Source organism: Pseudoxanthomonas sp. PXM02 (assembly GCF_014851805.1).
Taxonomy (GTDB): domain Bacteria; phylum Pseudomonadota; class Gammaproteobacteria; order Xanthomonadales; family Xanthomonadaceae; genus Pseudoxanthomonas_A.
In genome coordinates this window covers 172,603-187,018 of sequence record NZ_JACVAK010000004.1, presented here as the reverse complement: position 1 = coordinate 187,018, position 14,416 = coordinate 172,603, and the positions used below count along the sequence as shown (strand labels likewise).

The 14,416-nt window shown below is 67.0% G+C and carries 14 protein-coding genes; 5 read left to right on the top strand and 9 right to left on the bottom strand.

Translation table 11 applies throughout. From position 1 onward, the window contains the following. Positions 1-121: 121 nt before the first annotated feature. Both motA and motB read left to right on the top strand, forming a co-directional pair. Positions 122-976 carry a flagellar motor stator protein MotA gene (gene motA, locus IB225_RS17920; protein ID WP_192313424.1) on the top strand — a complete coding sequence of 285 codons (855 nt, stop codon included), beginning with the start codon at positions 122-124 and terminating at the stop codon, positions 974-976. A 9-nt stretch (positions 977-985) separates the two neighbouring features. Beyond that, positions 986-1,990 carry a flagellar motor protein MotB gene (motB, locus tag IB225_RS17915; protein ID WP_192313421.1) on the top strand — a complete coding sequence of 335 codons (1,005 nt, stop codon included), beginning with the start codon at positions 986-988 and terminating at the stop codon, positions 1,988-1,990. A 13-nt stretch (positions 1,991-2,003) separates the two neighbouring features. On the opposite strand, the gene IB225_RS17910 is transcribed toward motB, so the two are convergent. The 3 genes from IB225_RS17910 to IB225_RS17900 all read right to left on the bottom strand — a co-directional run bounded on the left by IB225_RS17910 (position 2,004) and on the right by IB225_RS17900 (position 5,572). Continuing rightward, a complete protein-coding gene (locus tag IB225_RS17910) occupies positions 2,004-2,426 on the bottom strand; it encodes a VOC family protein (RefSeq protein WP_192313418.1) in 423 nt (140 codons plus the stop codon). Between the two features lie 66 nt (positions 2,427-2,492). Further along, complete coding sequence (locus tag IB225_RS17905; protein WP_192313415.1) at positions 2,493-4,964, bottom strand: mechanosensitive ion channel domain-containing protein; 2,472 nt, start codon at positions 4,962-4,964, stop codon at positions 2,493-2,495. A 59-nt stretch (positions 4,965-5,023) separates the two neighbouring features. Then, positions 5,024-5,572 (bottom strand): hypothetical protein, encoded by a 549-nt coding sequence (locus tag IB225_RS17900; RefSeq protein ID WP_192313678.1) that lies wholly within the window; start codon positions 5,570-5,572, stop codon positions 5,024-5,026. Between the two features lie 156 nt (positions 5,573-5,728). On the opposite strand from IB225_RS17900, the gene IB225_RS17895 reads away from it, so the two are divergent. From IB225_RS17895 to IB225_RS17885, 3 genes are all read left to right on the top strand, one after another. After that, positions 5,729-6,439, top strand: coding sequence for a DUF6445 family protein (locus IB225_RS17895; protein ID WP_192313412.1), 711 nt, complete (start codon positions 5,729-5,731; stop codon positions 6,437-6,439). Between the two features lie 51 nt (positions 6,440-6,490). Further along, the gene (locus tag IB225_RS17890; protein WP_192313409.1) at positions 6,491-6,739 is read left to right on the top strand and encodes a DUF3297 family protein; all 249 of its coding nucleotides are present in this window, start codon (positions 6,491-6,493) and stop codon (positions 6,737-6,739) included. 79 nt (positions 6,740-6,818) lie between these two features. Next, entirely contained in the window at positions 6,819-7,193 is a 375-nt protein-coding gene (locus tag IB225_RS17885) for a YciI family protein (RefSeq protein ID WP_192313406.1), read from the top strand. A gap of 1 nt (position 7,194) precedes the next feature. On the opposite strand, the gene IB225_RS17880 is transcribed toward IB225_RS17885, so the two are convergent. From IB225_RS17880 to IB225_RS17855, 6 genes are all read right to left on the bottom strand, one after another. Continuing rightward, complete coding sequence (locus IB225_RS17880) at positions 7,195-9,132, bottom strand: prolyl oligopeptidase family serine peptidase (protein WP_192313403.1); 1,938 nt, start codon at positions 9,130-9,132, stop codon at positions 7,195-7,197. A gap of 97 nt (positions 9,133-9,229) precedes the next feature. After that, positions 9,230-10,405, bottom strand: a complete 1,176-nt coding sequence (locus IB225_RS17875) for a DUF2235 domain-containing protein (protein ID WP_192313400.1) — start codon at positions 10,403-10,405, stop codon at positions 9,230-9,232. Positions 10,406-10,603: 198 nt separating this feature from the next. Further along, on the bottom strand, positions 10,604-11,266 hold the full coding sequence (locus IB225_RS17870; protein ID WP_192313398.1) for a hypothetical protein: 663 nt from the start codon (positions 11,264-11,266) through the stop codon (positions 10,604-10,606). An 88-nt stretch (positions 11,267-11,354) separates the two neighbouring features. Then, a complete protein-coding gene (locus IB225_RS17865; protein ID WP_192313396.1) occupies positions 11,355-11,762 on the bottom strand; it encodes a glyoxalase/bleomycin resistance/extradiol dioxygenase family protein in 408 nt (135 codons plus the stop codon). Between the two features lie 10 nt (positions 11,763-11,772). Continuing rightward, positions 11,773-12,198 carry a YciI family protein gene (locus tag IB225_RS17860; protein ID WP_192313392.1) on the bottom strand — a complete coding sequence of 142 codons (426 nt, stop codon included), beginning with the start codon at positions 12,196-12,198 and terminating at the stop codon, positions 11,773-11,775. 115 nt (positions 12,199-12,313) lie between these two features. Beyond that, the gene (locus IB225_RS17855) at positions 12,314-14,413 is read right to left on the bottom strand and encodes an SMP-30/gluconolactonase/LRE family protein (protein ID WP_192313390.1); all 2,100 of its coding nucleotides are present in this window, start codon (positions 14,411-14,413) and stop codon (positions 12,314-12,316) included. Positions 14,414-14,416 lie beyond the last annotated feature (3 nt).

The window sequence follows — 14,416 nt, the reverse complement described above, 5'->3', positions numbered from 1 at the left end:
CGACAATTGTAGTCAACCCTGCCGAAGGTCATCCCGAAGGGCTGGCCGACGAACGGTCGCCGCTCAAGAAACCGGGCGACAGGCCGATCCTTGGGTGACCCCACCCTGCGGCCGCGTCGTCATGCTCATCATCGTCGGATTCATCATCGTCACGCTCAGCGTGATCGGCGGCTACCTTGGCGCGCACGGCAAGCTGGCCGCCCTGTGGCAACCGTTCGAGCTGGTCATCATCGGCGGCGCCGCACTGGGCGCCTTCATGGCGAGCAATCCGACCAAGGTCGTCAAGAGCACGCTCGCGGCCACGCTGTCGGTGTTCAAGGGCGCCAAGTACAAGTCCGGCGACTACCTGGACGTACTGACGCTCATCCACGAGATGCTCAACAAGGCGCGCCGCGACGGCTTCATGTCGCTGGAAGAGCACATCGAGAACCCGGCCAACAGCCCACTGTTCCAGAAGTACCCCAAGATCCTCGCCGACCACCACCTGCTCGACTTCCTCACCGAGTGCCTGCGCCTGATGGTGGGCAGCAACATCGAACCGCACGAACTGGAACCGCTGCTCGAACTGGAGCTGGAAAAGCACCACCACGAGGCGATGGCGCCCGCGCACGCGCTGCAGAAGGTCTCCGACGGCCTGCCCGGCTTCGGCATCGTGGCCGCGGTGCTGGGCATCATCGTGACGATGGGTTCGATCGGCGGCGACATCGCCGCGGTCGGCGCGCACGTCGCGGCCGCGCTGGTCGGTACGTTCCTCGGCATCCTGCTGGCCTACGGCTTCGTCTCGCCGCTGGCCGCTGCGATCGAAGCGCAGGTGGAACAGGACAGCCGCATGTACGAGTCGGTGAAGACCGCCCTGCTCGCCTGCCTGCGCGGCTACAACCCGGCCGTCGCGCTGGAGTTCGCCCGCAAGACGCTGCCCTCGGACGTACGCCCGCCGTTCGCCGAGTTCGAAGCGCACCTCAAGGCCAACAAGTAAGCCACGGCGATGAGCGAGCAGCGTCCCACCATCATCGTCCGCCGCGTCAAGAAGGTCGCCGGTGGCGGTCATCATGGCGGCTCGTGGAAGGTCGCCTATGCGGACTTCGTCACCGCGATGATGGCGTTCTTCCTGGTGATGTGGCTGATGGGTGCCACCACCAACAAGGATCGCGCCGCGATCTCGGAGTACTTCCGCAATCCCAGTCCGCTGAGCGGCAAGAGCTTCTCGCCGGCACCGGGTCCGAACGGGCCGGGCGGCGCCAGCACCTCGATGATCAAGCTCGGCGGCACGATGGACCTGCCCAAGGGCGACAGCGACGAGCCGTTCGCCAAGCCGCCAGGCCAGGGCGAGGAGGCCAGCGAGGAACAGCAGAAGGCGCAGGAGAAGCAGCGCCTGGAAACGCTGATGCAGGCGTTGCAGGAAGCCATCGGCAAGAGCCAGGCGCTGGAACCGTTCAAGGACCAGCTGCTGCTGGACCTCACGCCGGAAGGCCTGCGCATCCAGATCGTCGACCAGCAAAACCGGCCGATGTTCGACCTGGGCGGCACGGTGCTGAAACCGTACACGCAGGCCATCCTGGCCGAGCTGGCCGGCTTCGTGAACCAGGTGCCGAACCACATCAGCATCACCGGCCATACCGACACCACCCAGTACGCGTCCAACCGCGGCTACACCAACTGGGAACTCAGTGCCGAGCGTGCCAACGCCGCACGTCGCGCCCTGGTGATCGGCGGCATGCAGGAAGACAAGGTGTCGCGCGTGGTCGGCCTGTCGTCGTCGGTGCTGTTCGACAAGCAGAATCCGCAGAACCCGATCAACCGCCGCATCAGCATCGTGGTGATGACCAAGGCCGCGGAAGAAGCACTGCAGGGCGAAGGCAACCTGCTGGCGCCGGGCGCTCCGCTGCCGGACGCTGACACGGCGATGCCGGATGCGCCGGTGGAAGCGGTCGCCGAGTCCACGTCGGCGCCGGCCATGCCCGCCACCGCACGGGATGCGGTAGCGCCCTGAGCCATCGCGTGGCTCAGCGGCCCTCGGCGGCCCCTTTCAACTCGATCGTGTTGCCGTCCGGATCCTTGAAGTAGAGCGACAGTCCGTCGCCCTCTGCACCGAAGTTCACCTCGGCCGGCCCGTCGGGTGTGATGCCGAACTGCGCAAGGTGCGCGACCAGCGCGGGTTCGTCGAACGGCTCGATGCGCAGGCACAGATGATCGACGTTGCGCCCCTCGTTCCCCGCGGGGGCGCCACCGCGCGCACCGAGTTTCCCGTCGATGCCCACCAGATCGATCATCGACGTGCCCGCGCGCAGGTGCACCAGCCCCAGATGCTCGCGCCGTCGCTCGACCTGACATCCCAGCACCTCACCATAGAAATCGACACTGCGTGCAAGGTCGCGTACGCGCAGCACCACATGGTCAATGCGCTGGAGGTCGAAGGGTCGTGTCATGGCGATGTTCCTGGGGCTTTCCCTGGCGACGAACGGCGGCGCACGGGATCGACAGGACCGGCGTGATCACTTCGGCGCAGGATCCGCAGGCGGCTCCGTTCGTGGCAACAGCGAACGAAGGATGTCGTCGGAGACCGAGCGCACGTGCAGGTCCTGTTGCGGGAACGGGATCTCGATGCCGGCCTCCGCCAGCGCCGCATGCAGCCGCGTCATCAGCTCGCTGCGGATCGTGGACCAGTCGTCGAAGCGCTGCGTCCATGCGCGGATGGCGAAGTCCAGCGAACTCGCACCGAAGCCGGTGAACAGCACCGCCGGCGCCGGATCCTCGGCGATGCCCGGCGTCGAGCGCGTGGTTTCCTGCAGCAGCTGCATCACCCGCGTCACGTCACTGCCGTAGGCCACACCCAGGTCGACGTCGACGCGTCGGTTCTGGTCGGTCAGCGTCCAGTTGGTCAGCTTGTCGGCCAGCAGCATGCCGTTCGGCACGACCACGTCGGCGCCGTCGTACGTGCGAACCGTGGTGGCACGCATGCCGATGGCGCGGACGCGACCCGTGGTGCCGCTGATGTCCACCGCGTCGCCCGGTTGCACCGGGCGCTCGAACATCAGGATCAGGCCGGACACGAAGTTCTTCACTACGTCCTGCAGGCCCAGACCGATGCCGACGCCCAGTGCTCCGAACAGGAAGGCCAACTGGCCGATCTTGAAGCCCGCGGCCGACAGTGCGGCCAGCAAACCCAGCAGCAACAGCGCGTAGTAACTGAGCGAGGCCACGCTGTTGCCGACACCGCGCGGCAGCGACATGCGCGGCAGCACCTCTTCGCGCAACAGCGCGCGCAGCGTCCGTGCGACCCACACCGCCATCACCACGCCGATGACGAAGACGAGCACGTGTCCCAGGCTGATGGACAGTTCGCCGTACTCGAACCGGTGCGTCACGATCGCCTTCACCGTGTCGTACACCGGCCGGAACACGCGGAAGCGGCTCATCGTGTAGGCGAACCAGCCGATCACCGCGGCCACCCGCGCCCAGCGCGCGACCGATTCCAGCAGCGTCCCGCCATGCCGGCGCATCAGCCACAGGCGCCGCACGGCCCGTCGCGCGCCCAACCGTCGCAACAAGGCCTCGAACACGGTCACCGCCGCGTAGAGCACCAGGGCGAAGTAGCCGCTTTCGATGATGCCGGACGCGAGCATCTCGGCCAGCGACACGTTGCCCACCACGTTGGCGCCGATCGATACCAGCAGGACGGCGACGCCCGCCCATGCGAGTGCATGCACCAGCCGGCCCGCGCGCCCCGCGAGGCCGGCAAACCGCTGACCACGCGAACGCCACAGCAGCCAGCCCGTCGCTGCCAGCGCCAGTACCGCCAGCACCAGGAAGTACATGCGGTACAGGTAGTCGCTGGCCATCAGCAGCACCGACAGTCGCTGCAGCAGATAGAACGCCGTCGCCAGGTACGGCCACGGGCCGAGCAGTCGCCGCCCCTGCTGCGGCATCAGCCGCAGCACCGGCACCAGTGCCACCAGCATGGCGACCTGGTGCACGAACAGAGGCGCATTCGGTTCCAGCACCAGCACGCCGATCATCGACAGCAGCAGCCAGGTCGAGAACGGACGCCGGATGACGCGCGCCTCGGCATCCGTCGCCAGCACTGCAGAGGGATCCACACCGCGGCGCCGATGGCGCCATGCCACCCACAGCAGCACGGGCAGCAACAGGATCTGCAGGATGTGCAGCAGCCGTTGGTTGCCCATGTCCGCGGCGGCGTACTGGGCGACGAAACTGTTTTCCGACTGGATCTGGCGGGTCAGTGTGCCCGCCAGATCCTCGCGCAGCGTCGTGGTGTCCTGCGCACGCCACAGCGGCGATGCGTCCAGCCGCAGCAGGCGACGATCGGCGTAGGCGATCGCATCATCGACCGCCTGCTGGCCGGACTGGATGCGGGCCGCCAGCAGGTTGGCGCGCCGTCCCAGGCCGATCTGTTCGGCCAACGGCGCCGACAGCGCCTGCTCGGCCTGCTGCAGCCGTGCCGCCACCGCGTCCACGCGCGAACTCAGCGCAGCCGGCGTGCTGTCGGCCGCCATACTTTTGCGTGTCAGGTCCCAGTCGGCGCGTCGCAGTGCCAGTTCGGCAGCATCCTCCGCGTAGGGCGCGACCGCCGCCTGCATGTCGGCGCGCCAGCGCGCGTACTGCCGCGCGTCGAACTTCCAGTGGCGCTCCATGCTCTCCAGTCGCACCACCGGCAGCGTCCGCAGTTCACCGTACGCGAACAGGCCGTTCTTCTGCGCCACCGACTGTTCGATGGCCGCCAGCCGCGGCACCAGCCGGCCCAGCGGGTTGCCGCGGGCCGCGCGCAGCGACACTTCTTCCGCATAGCGCTCGTCGGCATCGGCGCGCCCGGGAACATCGGCGAGTGCGATCGCTTCGGGCGCCTTGGGCTTGGCCGGCGACAGCAGCGTGGTCGCGTCCTGCGCCCACGCACCGGGCACCGCGGAGAACAGCAGGCAGACAAGGCAGGCCAGCAGCACGCGCATCACGGGATCCTTCCGGTGCAGGGACTCCCGGAGTCTAGCGCGGCCGCCACGGGCGGCGATCAGAACGCGTCGCTGCCCGGCCGGATCTCAACGCCCATCACGGCGGCCAGCTGCTGCATGCCGTCGTCGTCGCGACGCAGCGCCATCCATCCGGCGTAGGCATCGCTGCCGGTGTTCCAGTTCCACAGCGTGTAGCCGTGCTCGCGCAGGCGGTCGTAGGCGACGGCCATCAGCGCGGGGACGTCGGTGGCGTCAAGGAAGTCCTCGTCGCTGCTGTCGCCGCCCCAGTCAATCTCGATGGCATAGCGCGCGGCGAGCTGGTTGACGCAGTCGATGAAGGACTCCGCGTCCTTCCAGTCCACATAGAAGCCGGACGTCCAGTCGATCGCGTCCTTCAGCGTCCACAGCACCTGGTCGGGCTCCGTGCCCTCCTCGCCGCCGGCATCGCGGTAAACCGCGAACTGCCGCAGCGCGGTTTCCTCGTCGCCGGGATTGATCAGGACCAGCAGGTTCCAGACCAGCGCCTCGGTGTCGTCCAGGTCCATGTCGTCGTCATCGTCGAACGCATGGCGGAAGTTGTCGTCGGGATCGAACTCGTGGTCGGGCAGGCTCATGGCGGGCGGTACGGAAGCGGACAGGCGGCGCCATGGTACGCGCCTGTTCCCGTGAAGTCCGTCGATATGCCCGGGTGGTTCCGTCGCGGCCCTCCCGGGTCTATCGTGTCGTCGCCGGCCCACATGCCGGCCTGCCGGGGAGGCCGCGCCATGTTCAACCCGCGTCCCGAGGTGCAGCAGGTGGCCATCGGCCATGGCCATGTCTGCATCATCATCGACGACGCACTGCTGGCACCGGAGCGGCTCCCCGCCTTCGCCGAGGCGTACCGCGAAGACTTCCAGCCCGCGCCGCCCGCGCTGTTCCCCGGCCTGCACCTGCGCATGCCGGAGGACTTCACCGCGCTGCTGCACGAGGTGGTCCGTGATCACGCGCGTCGCGCCCTGGGTGTACGCCGTGTGCTGCGCAGTGCCAGCCTGCTGTCATTGGTCACCTCGCCCGTGACGCAGCTCGCGCCGACGCACTGGCTGCCGCGGCGGCAGCGCGCCTTCGCGCCGGACCAGTGCCTCGTGGCAGCCGAACTGTTCCTGTTCCACGACGCCGCGCTCGGCGGCACGCATTTCTTCCTGCCGCGCGTATCGCCGCAGCAGGTGGAGCAGCTCGAACACGACGCCGACGCGCTGTCGCCGGAGGAATTCTCCGCGCGCCATGCGCTCGCGGCCGGCTATCCGCAGGCATCGGGTGCCGCGTTCACCCATGCCCTGACGGTGCCGGCTCGCTGGAACCGGCTGCTGATCCACGATGGGAGCGCCTTCCGCGCACCCGCGATCGCCGATCCCGCCCGGCTCAGCGCCGATCCGCGCCACGGCAGGCTGACGCTGCGGGCCACGCTGGCCTGCAGCCGCAACCGCGTGGCCTGGTGAACGCCACGCTTCGGTTATCCTTGCGCCCCGTTCTCCGCACGATGCCCTCCCATGTCCGATACGCCTCCCGACCGCCTGTCCTCCGATCCGCGCAGCCCGTTCCATGATGCGGTCGCCATGGATCGCGGCGTGGGCATCCGCTTCAACGGCGTCGAGCGCGACAACGTGGAGGAGTACTGCATCAGCGAGGGCTGGGTGCGCGTGCCGGTGGGCAAGTCGAAGGACCGTCGCGGCAACCCGATGACGATGAAGGTCAAGGGCGCCGTGGAAGCCTGGTACCGCTCGCCCGCCGCGGAGTGACCGCGACCGGGCCGCGGCACATGGCCTGAACCTGAGCGCGTGGCACAATCCCGGCCTGCATCGCATGCCGGGAGGGCGCATGAAGTTCCTGTTGATGATCTACACGGACGATTCCCTGCTCGAAGCGCTGCCCGATGGCGCGTTCGACCAGATGATGCACGGCTGCATCACCCACGCCGACGAACTGAAGGCCGGGGGCACCCTGATCGAATCGCAGCAGCTGGAGCACGGCAGCACCGCGCGCACCGTGCGCGTGCGTGATGGCAAAACGAGCATCGTCGATGGCCCGTTTGCCGAGACGAAGGAAATCCTGGGGGGCTACAACCTGATCGAGGCCGACAGCCTCGACGAGGCGGTGAGGATCGCGCAGGAGTTTCCGTGGATCGGCACCGGCAGCATCGAGGTGCGGCCGGTGCGCGACTTCGACGAAGTGCGCAGGCGCGTCGGCGCCTGAGCTACTTCGCCTTCGCGCCACCCAAGTGGCGCGACAGGAAATCCAGCAACCGGGTGTAGTAGGTGCGCTGGTTGGCTTCGGCGTAGAAGCCATGCCCCTCGGTACGCACGTACAGCGTTTCCACCGGCACGTTGGCGGCCTTCAGGGCCTTCTCCATGCGCTCGCTGTGGGCTTGCGGCGCGATCTCGTCCTTGCCACCCGCCGCCAGGAAGACCGGTACGCGGATGCGCTGTGCCAGCAGGTTGGGCGACACCTCAGCCAGCGTGGCGCGGTCGTCGCTTATCCAGTCGTCCGCCCAGTTGCGACCGGCCTGGCTGTCGCGGGAATCCTGCTTGTGCATCAGCGCCAGGTCGTACACACCGACATAGCCCGCGGCGCAGCGGTAGAGCTCCGGCTCCTTCGCCACGCCCATCAGCGATGCGTAAGCACCGTAGCTGGCGCCGTACAGGCAGATCCGCTGCGGATCGGCGATCTTCTGCTCGATCGCCCAGCGCGTGGCGTCGGTGATGTCGTCCTGCATCGTGCGGCCCCATTGCCGTGCCCCCACGTGCTGGAAGCGCCGGCCATAATTGCCTGATCCCCGGTAGTTCAGGCGCAGCACCGCGTAGCCTGCGCGCACCAGCATCTCTGCCTCGTCATTGATTTCCCAGCCGTCGGCAATACCGAACGGGCCGCCGTGCGGCATCACGACCAGCGGCATGGGGGCATCACGGCCCTCGCGCGGCCGGTTCAGGTAGCCGTACAACGGCAGTCCATCGCGCGCGCGCAGGGAGACCAGTTCGCTGGGCGCCAACGTCGCCGGATCCAGCCAGCTGCGACGACTGAAAATCAGGTCGGCAGAGTTGTCGGTCGTATCGAACAGGTAGAAGTCGCCCGGACTGGTGTCGCTCCACACGTACACCACTTTCAGCCGGCCATCGCGCGTACCGGAGGTGACCCGGATCGACGAGCCGGGAAATGCGCGCTCCAGCTTGCGGTAAAGGCGCGCCGTCGGCGACTTCTCGTCGAAGAACGCCGTACGCAACTTCCCGTGCATGAAGAAACTGCCGACCGGTGTGCGCCCGTCGTCGGCATAGATGATGTCGTAAGGATCGACGACCGGATCGCGCAGGATCTCCGTGCGCGTGCCGGCAACGGTATCCAGCGCGACGATGGCATCCGGTCCGTTCGCCCGCTGCGCCTGGAGGTAGGCGGTCACACCATCGGCAGACATCCCGAGCGGCCACTCCACCAGACCCGTCTTCGCCTCGTCGTTGACCAGCGCCCATGACGCATCTTCGTTGGCGCGGTGGTAGAGCTTGCTTACGTTGTCGTCGCCTGCTCCGTGCGCGAAACGCACGTGGCGGGCCGCATCGACAGTAAAGCTGGCCCTGCGCACCGGCGCGGTCGCCACGGTCGTCATGCTGCCACTGAGCACATCCAGCCTTTCCACCCGCGTGCTGGGTGTCGATGTATCCAGCGCATACATGCCGACCAGCACCTTGCGAGGATCTTCGGGGAGCGTGTCGATCAGGTAGGCGGCACGGGGTTGCAGTTCCGTGCCGTCCAGTCCGTAGCGTCCGAAGATCTGGCGCCGCTTGGTACCGTCCGCATCGGTCGCGTACAGCTCGCCGGTGGGATACGGCTTGTCGCGGGAACCGTATTTCTTTGCGACAGACACGACGACGCGCTGGTCGCTGACCCACCACACGTTGCTGATGACGCTGTCGCTACCGGCGTGGATCTTGGACGTCACCTCTTTGTCGGCGCGCCGCACCACCGCCAGGATGGTCTGGTCCTCCAGCGGCACCGTCATCGCGTAGTACTCGCCGGTCGGCGAGATCTTCAAGGTCTCCAGCACGTCCCTCTTCAGGAACGGCTGCAGATCCACCTGTGCCTGCGCCAGCGGCGCCAGCAGGCATCCCAGCAGGATGCCCGCACTCCTTGTTCCCCACCCCATGGACGCCTCCCGTGGCATCGCGTATCCCCGCGCGGATTAAAGCGCAGCGCCCCGGTGGCGGACAAGCGCACGCGGTCACGTCACCGCAACGACGGACTCAGCGCGCCAGCGCGGCCGGCTCCTGCTGCCGCTCGACCGGCGGCGCCCGCGTGGCGGCCTCGGCCTCCAGCCGCTGCTGGCCACCCTGCAGCCATGCCTGTCCGGCTTCGCCCTGCAGTTCATCGCGCGAGATACGTTCGATCGCGCCACCGTCGCCGCGCTTCGCGGCTTCGAGCAGCCGTTCGACCATGCCGCCTTCGCGGGCGGGCTCCGCCGATACCGGCTGCGTCGTCGGTGCCGGGCCGATCTCGACCGGACGCCACGACAGTGCCGACGCCATCGCCTCGTTGCGCGGCTGCGCATCCAGGCAGTCGATCCTGCACAGCGAAGAGGGGGCCAGCTCTTCCTGCATGCCACGCGTCCCGGCCTTGTCGTAGACCGAGGTGCGGTAGAAGAACTGGTGCTCTTCCGAGCGATGGATGACGTTGCGGGCGGGATCGGTCGGCTCTTCGCGCTTTTCCAGGTAAGGCCGGTCACTCAATCCGTTGAGGTAGTCGATCATCACGTTGCCACTGCTGATGGCGATACCGTCCTGCGTGTAGCCGCCGCCGATATCGCTGTGCGCGCCGGCCACGGTGACATTGAGGAAGCGTCCGCCTTCGGTCACACCGGGATCGAGGATGCGCGTGGACTGGAACAGGTTGCGCCGCTCGTCGTCGGCGGTGATCTGGAAACCCGACACGACCGACGGCGGCAACCGGCGATCGTGGTCGCGCGGTTCGCCGGTACCGACGGGATCGAACAGGCCGACGGCCTGGATGACGGTGCCGGGTTCGCGCAAATTGGGACGCGTGGGCTCAAGCCGCTCGATATGGCCATTGCGGTCGCGTACCACCTTCATGTCCGCAGGGTCCTGAATGCCGCGCTCCTCCACCATTCGCGTGAACCCCGCAGCCTGTTCGGCGCCACGACTGAATCCGATGGCGGCGAGACGAATGTCCGCATCGGGGTTGTCCCTCAACCATAGCGCGGACTTACGGATGAACTGGAGATACATCTCCTCCATGCGTGACTCATAAGTCCCGCCGTGCATCAAGTCGACAACGCCAGCCAGTCCTTCCTGCGTGCCGGGACCTTCGACGTATCCATGCCCAATGGTGGGATCTTTCAACTGTTCAAGCTGTTTTGCGATCAGCGCCACATTGGTGTGGTTCTCGGGCGCATCCTTGGACATGCTGTTGCCTGTTCCATCGAAAGCAGCAACAAAAAGTCGATGGTTTGGCTCGCTGCCATCACGCAACAGCGGCACTGAGAAATCTCCCAGCTGCCTGCTGGCTTCGGGGAAACTCGCGAGGTCGGATGCCGCTGCCGGTATCGTACTGACCCCATCAGGATGCCGTTCTCCGCCCATGCTCCACTCCTTGGAGGTGTGTCAGTATGTTTTCGTCCAGGCCAGGACCAGATCGTCGCGAAAACCGCTGTACTTGTTCCCCGGAATCTGCAATTCCCGCGTAGGTATGAATGCCCGCATGTAAACATTGATGGTGCGATCGTTCACTTCCAGGATTACGTCGGGATCCGTGATGGATACGCCCTCCCGGATGTCCTCGCGCGGTACCCGATGCAGGATCTTCCTGTCGTGGAAGATATCGGCAACATCCACGTCGGCTTCGTGCTCCACCCCATCCTTCGACCGCCATTTCACATGGGCGGGAGGCGGAAAGTTCCGTCGCGCAATGTGACCCGCGCTGAGCAACTGCGAGTGCGTCCCCTTGTACGACGACACCGGGGGACTGACCTCGTCGTCCCGGTCCACGCCATGAGTGAAGCCGCTATAGGTAATCCTGCAGCCGATCGTGTCGAAGCAGTGCGCGCCGAAGTTGTGCTGTACGAACGTCAGCGGCCAGTCGGCGACCGTGTTGTCGATCTTGCCGATCGTCCTTCCGTTGTCCGATTCCTGCGTCATCGCCATGCCCTGGCATCCTGCGGTTGAAATGATCATCGCCGAGACCAGCGCCAGCGAACGTGCTTGGCGCGGCGAACCTCGATGGGGTGACGGCTTCCTGCCCTGCATGGGATCGGCCTCTCGCGTCATGCGTGACGTCTTCTGTACGACAGAAGCGCCATGCACGCAAGCTTTCACCTGTGAATTACTGCACACGCGCCGCGTACATTCATGTACATCAAGCCGATGGCGCTGCCGCATCATCCATGTGCACGACTTCCCACTGATGACCATCCAGGTCCTGGAAACTGCGCTGGTACATGAAGCCGTAGTCCTTGGCCTCGAGCGTCTCGCTGCCGCCCGCCGCAAGCGCCTTGTCCGCCAGCGCATCGACGCCGGCACGCGTATCGGCCGACAGACACAGGATCACTTCTGTCTGCGCGCGCGCATCGCAGATCGTCTTGCGCGTGAAGCCCTGGAAGAACGGTTCCACCAACAGCATCACGTAGATGGTGTCGCTGATGACGATGCAGGCGGCGTTCTCGTCGGTGAACTGGGGGTTGTTCGCATAGCCGAGGGCCGCGAAGAAGGCCTTGGATTTTTCCAGGTCGCGGACCGGCAGGTTGACGAAGATCTGGGTGGTCATGGTCGATGCCTCAGGCCTGGGTCTGCGACTGGATCTGCGCGGCAAGGCGCGCTTCCTGCTCGCGAAGCTCGGGGGTCAGTTCGTCGCCGAAATCATCGGCTTCGAACACGGGTCGCAGCTCGATCTCCTCGCCGCCGTCGAACGGCGCACGCTTGATCCATTCGATCGCCTCGTCGAAGTTGCGCACCTGCCACAGCCAGAACCCCGCGATCAGTTCCTTGGCTTCGCCGAAGGGTCCATCGATGACGGTGCGCTGCCTGCCGTCGAAACGCACGCGCGCGCCGCGCGAGGTGGGGTGCAGGCCTTCGCCGGCCAGCATGATGCCGGCCTTGACCAGCGCTTCGTTGAACTTGCCCATCTCCGCCAGCTGTTCGGTGCTGGGCATCCGACCGGCTTCGGTATCGGCGTTTGCTTTCACGATGACCATGACGCGCATTGCAGTCTCCTGTCATGCAACCGGACGCTCCGGCCGCTTTCAGGATAACGACGAACGGACATGGCGCGGATCGACATGGTCCGGCGCGATGGGCAGCGACGGGTTGGGCGTCGCCCTACTGCAGGCGCAGCTTCAGGTCGCGACGGCCTTGCGCTTCGTTGCCACTGTAGTCGCGCGCGGTGATCCTCAGGAGGTAGTCCCCGGGCGACAGCTCACCTGCCTGCCACGTGCCCTCGCCCCACGCACCCTCGCGGACGGTATTGGTGACGCTGTACTTGAAGCGGGTCACCGCACTGCCGTGCACCGTGATGCCGCTGCCCGCCGCATAGGCGACCTGCACGGCGTCGTCGGACGGCAGCCGGCGGAAGTCGAGGTTCATGCGCGGCGACTCGAAGCCGGCGACCGGCGTGCCGTCGTCGTGGAGCAGCTGGTAGCCCACGGCGTACAAGCCCAGCCGACGACGCGGCAGATTGCCGTCCACCTGGTCCCACGCGTCCACCACGATGCGTACACCCTGCAGTTCGCGCGGCACCAGCACGCGGCCATCCTGGCGCTGGTCGATGGGCTGGTCCAGCGTGTCGAACAGCGCGACTTCGTCGATGCGTGGCGGATAGGTGTCGGTGAAACCGGTGAAGCCGAGCGCGATGGCATTGCGCTCGTAGCCTGAGGGTCCGATCGACAGGTGCACGTGCGCCATGCGGTTGATCGTGCCGAGTGCGTCGCCCGCGGCGAAACGCGTGCCCCGACGCACGCGGATGCGGCTGGGGTCACCGCTCAGGTCGTGCAGCAGCTGGAAGCGCGTGGGATCGAGCAGATCGCCACGCGGCGTGCGACCGACACGCATGTGGATGTAGTCCAGCGGCCCCACGCCCAGTCCTTCGCTCAGGCCATCGAAATTCCACGCGGCGGACGGACTGCTGACCTTGCCGTCGGCGATGGCAAGCACCGTGGCGCCGACATCGCCCCGGATGTCGAGACCGCCATGCAGGTGATGCCGGCTCTCGCCCTGGTAATCGCCACGCACTTCGCCCAGCGTGCCTACGACTTCGTGCCAGCCATCCTGCGGTTGCAGCGGCCACCGACCGGCGGTGGCGGGCAAGGGATCGTCCTGCGACGGTCCGACGATCGCGGCCACGGGCGTCGCGCCCGCCGGCAGCGGCGCGATCCCGTGCACGCGATGACTGCCCGCGTCGGTGAACTGCACACGGCCTGCGGGATCCACGGCCAGTCCGGCTGTGCGCGACAGCCGTTGTCCGGGCAGATGGCCGGCAAGCGCGTGCCAGCGACCGTCGCGCATCACCTGCATCACGCGACCGGTGAACAGCTCGCCGACATACAGGTTGCCGTCGTGCGTCAGCGCCAGCGACAGCGGGCGGCGCGGACCGGCCTGCGTCGGCAGGTCGGGCTGCATCGGCAACGTAACGACGTTGCCCTGCGGCCCGATGCGGCGGATGGCGTCGTTGCGCAGGTCGGCCACCCAGACCACGCCGGTCGCATCCACGGCTATCCCGGTGGGCGTGTCGAAGCGCGCCTCGCTGCCCGAACCATCGAAAAAACCGGGGGCATCGCCACCAGCCAGTGTGGTGACCTGGCCATCCCGGTCGATCAGGCGGATGCGGTCGTTGTAGGTGTCCGCCACATAGATGCGGCCGCGGCCATCCACCGCCACGCCGATGGGACCGTTGAACTGTGCCTGCAGCGCCGGGCCGTCACGGAAGCCAGCCTCGCCGGTCCCGGCGATCGTGGTCACGACGCCGGCCGGGGTGACCTTACGGATGGCATGGTTGCCGGTGTCGGCCACGTAGAGGTTGCCGTGGGCGTCCCGCGCCAGCGCGGACGGCGTGTGGAATGCGGCGGCCGCGCCCATGCCATCGGCAAAGCCTTCATTGCCACCGGCGAGCGTCGACACGACGCCATCGCGCGCGATGCGCCGGATACGGTTGCTGTCGCCGGCGTCGGCGACGTAGCGCGTGCCGTCCTCCATCACGACGATGCCCCAGGGATCGTCGAAGCGGGCTTGCAGGCCCGGGCCATCCTGCGTCCCTCGCACGCCGTCACCGGCGACCAGCGACAGCTGGCCGGCCCAGCCGAAGGGCGTGACGGGCGGACCTGCCTCGGGCACGGGAACGGGAAAACGCGGCGTGACCAGGAAGGTCGCGGCCAGGGCGAGGGTGGTCAGTATCACCACCGCCCACAGCCAGGCGGTACGGCTCATTGC

What these genes read in the sequence shown, in the direction of transcription:
- IB225_RS17890 (WP_192313409.1), top strand. Translation starts at nt 6,491, where the DNA reads ATGTCCGATACGCCTCCCGACCGCCTGTCCTCCGATCCGCGCAGCCCG.
- IB225_RS17910 (WP_192313418.1), bottom strand. Translation starts at nt 2,426, where the DNA reads ATGACACGACCCTTCGACCTCCAGCGCATTGACCATGTGGTGCTGCGC.
- IB225_RS17865 (WP_192313396.1), bottom strand. Translation starts at nt 11,762, where the DNA reads ATGACCACCCAGATCTTCGTCAACCTGCCGGTCCGCGACCTGGAAAAA.
- IB225_RS17905 (WP_192313415.1), bottom strand. Translation starts at nt 4,964, where the DNA reads ATGCGCGTGCTGCTGGCCTGCCTTGTCTGCCTGCTGTTCTCCGCGGTG.
- IB225_RS17870 (WP_192313398.1), bottom strand. Translation starts at nt 11,266, where the DNA reads ATGACGCGAGAGGCCGATCCCATGCAGGGCAGGAAGCCGTCACCCCAT.
- motB (WP_192313421.1), top strand. Translation starts at nt 986, where the DNA reads ATGAGCGAGCAGCGTCCCACCATCATCGTCCGCCGCGTCAAGAAGGTC.
- IB225_RS17855 (WP_192313390.1), bottom strand. Translation starts at nt 14,413, where the DNA reads ATGAGCCGTACCGCCTGGCTGTGGGCGGTGGTGATACTGACCACCCTC.
- IB225_RS17895 (WP_192313412.1), top strand. Translation starts at nt 5,729, where the DNA reads ATGTTCAACCCGCGTCCCGAGGTGCAGCAGGTGGCCATCGGCCATGGC.
- IB225_RS17885 (WP_192313406.1), top strand. Translation starts at nt 6,819, where the DNA reads ATGAAGTTCCTGTTGATGATCTACACGGACGATTCCCTGCTCGAAGCG.
- IB225_RS17860 (WP_192313392.1), bottom strand. Translation starts at nt 12,198, where the DNA reads ATGCGCGTCATGGTCATCGTGAAAGCAAACGCCGATACCGAAGCCGGT.
- motA (WP_192313424.1), top strand. Translation starts at nt 122, where the DNA reads ATGCTCATCATCGTCGGATTCATCATCGTCACGCTCAGCGTGATCGGC.
- IB225_RS17880 (WP_192313403.1), bottom strand. Translation starts at nt 9,132, where the DNA reads ATGGGGTGGGGAACAAGGAGTGCGGGCATCCTGCTGGGATGCCTGCTG.
- IB225_RS17875 (WP_192313400.1), bottom strand. Translation starts at nt 10,405, where the DNA reads ATGTCCAAGGATGCGCCCGAGAACCACACCAATGTGGCGCTGATCGCA.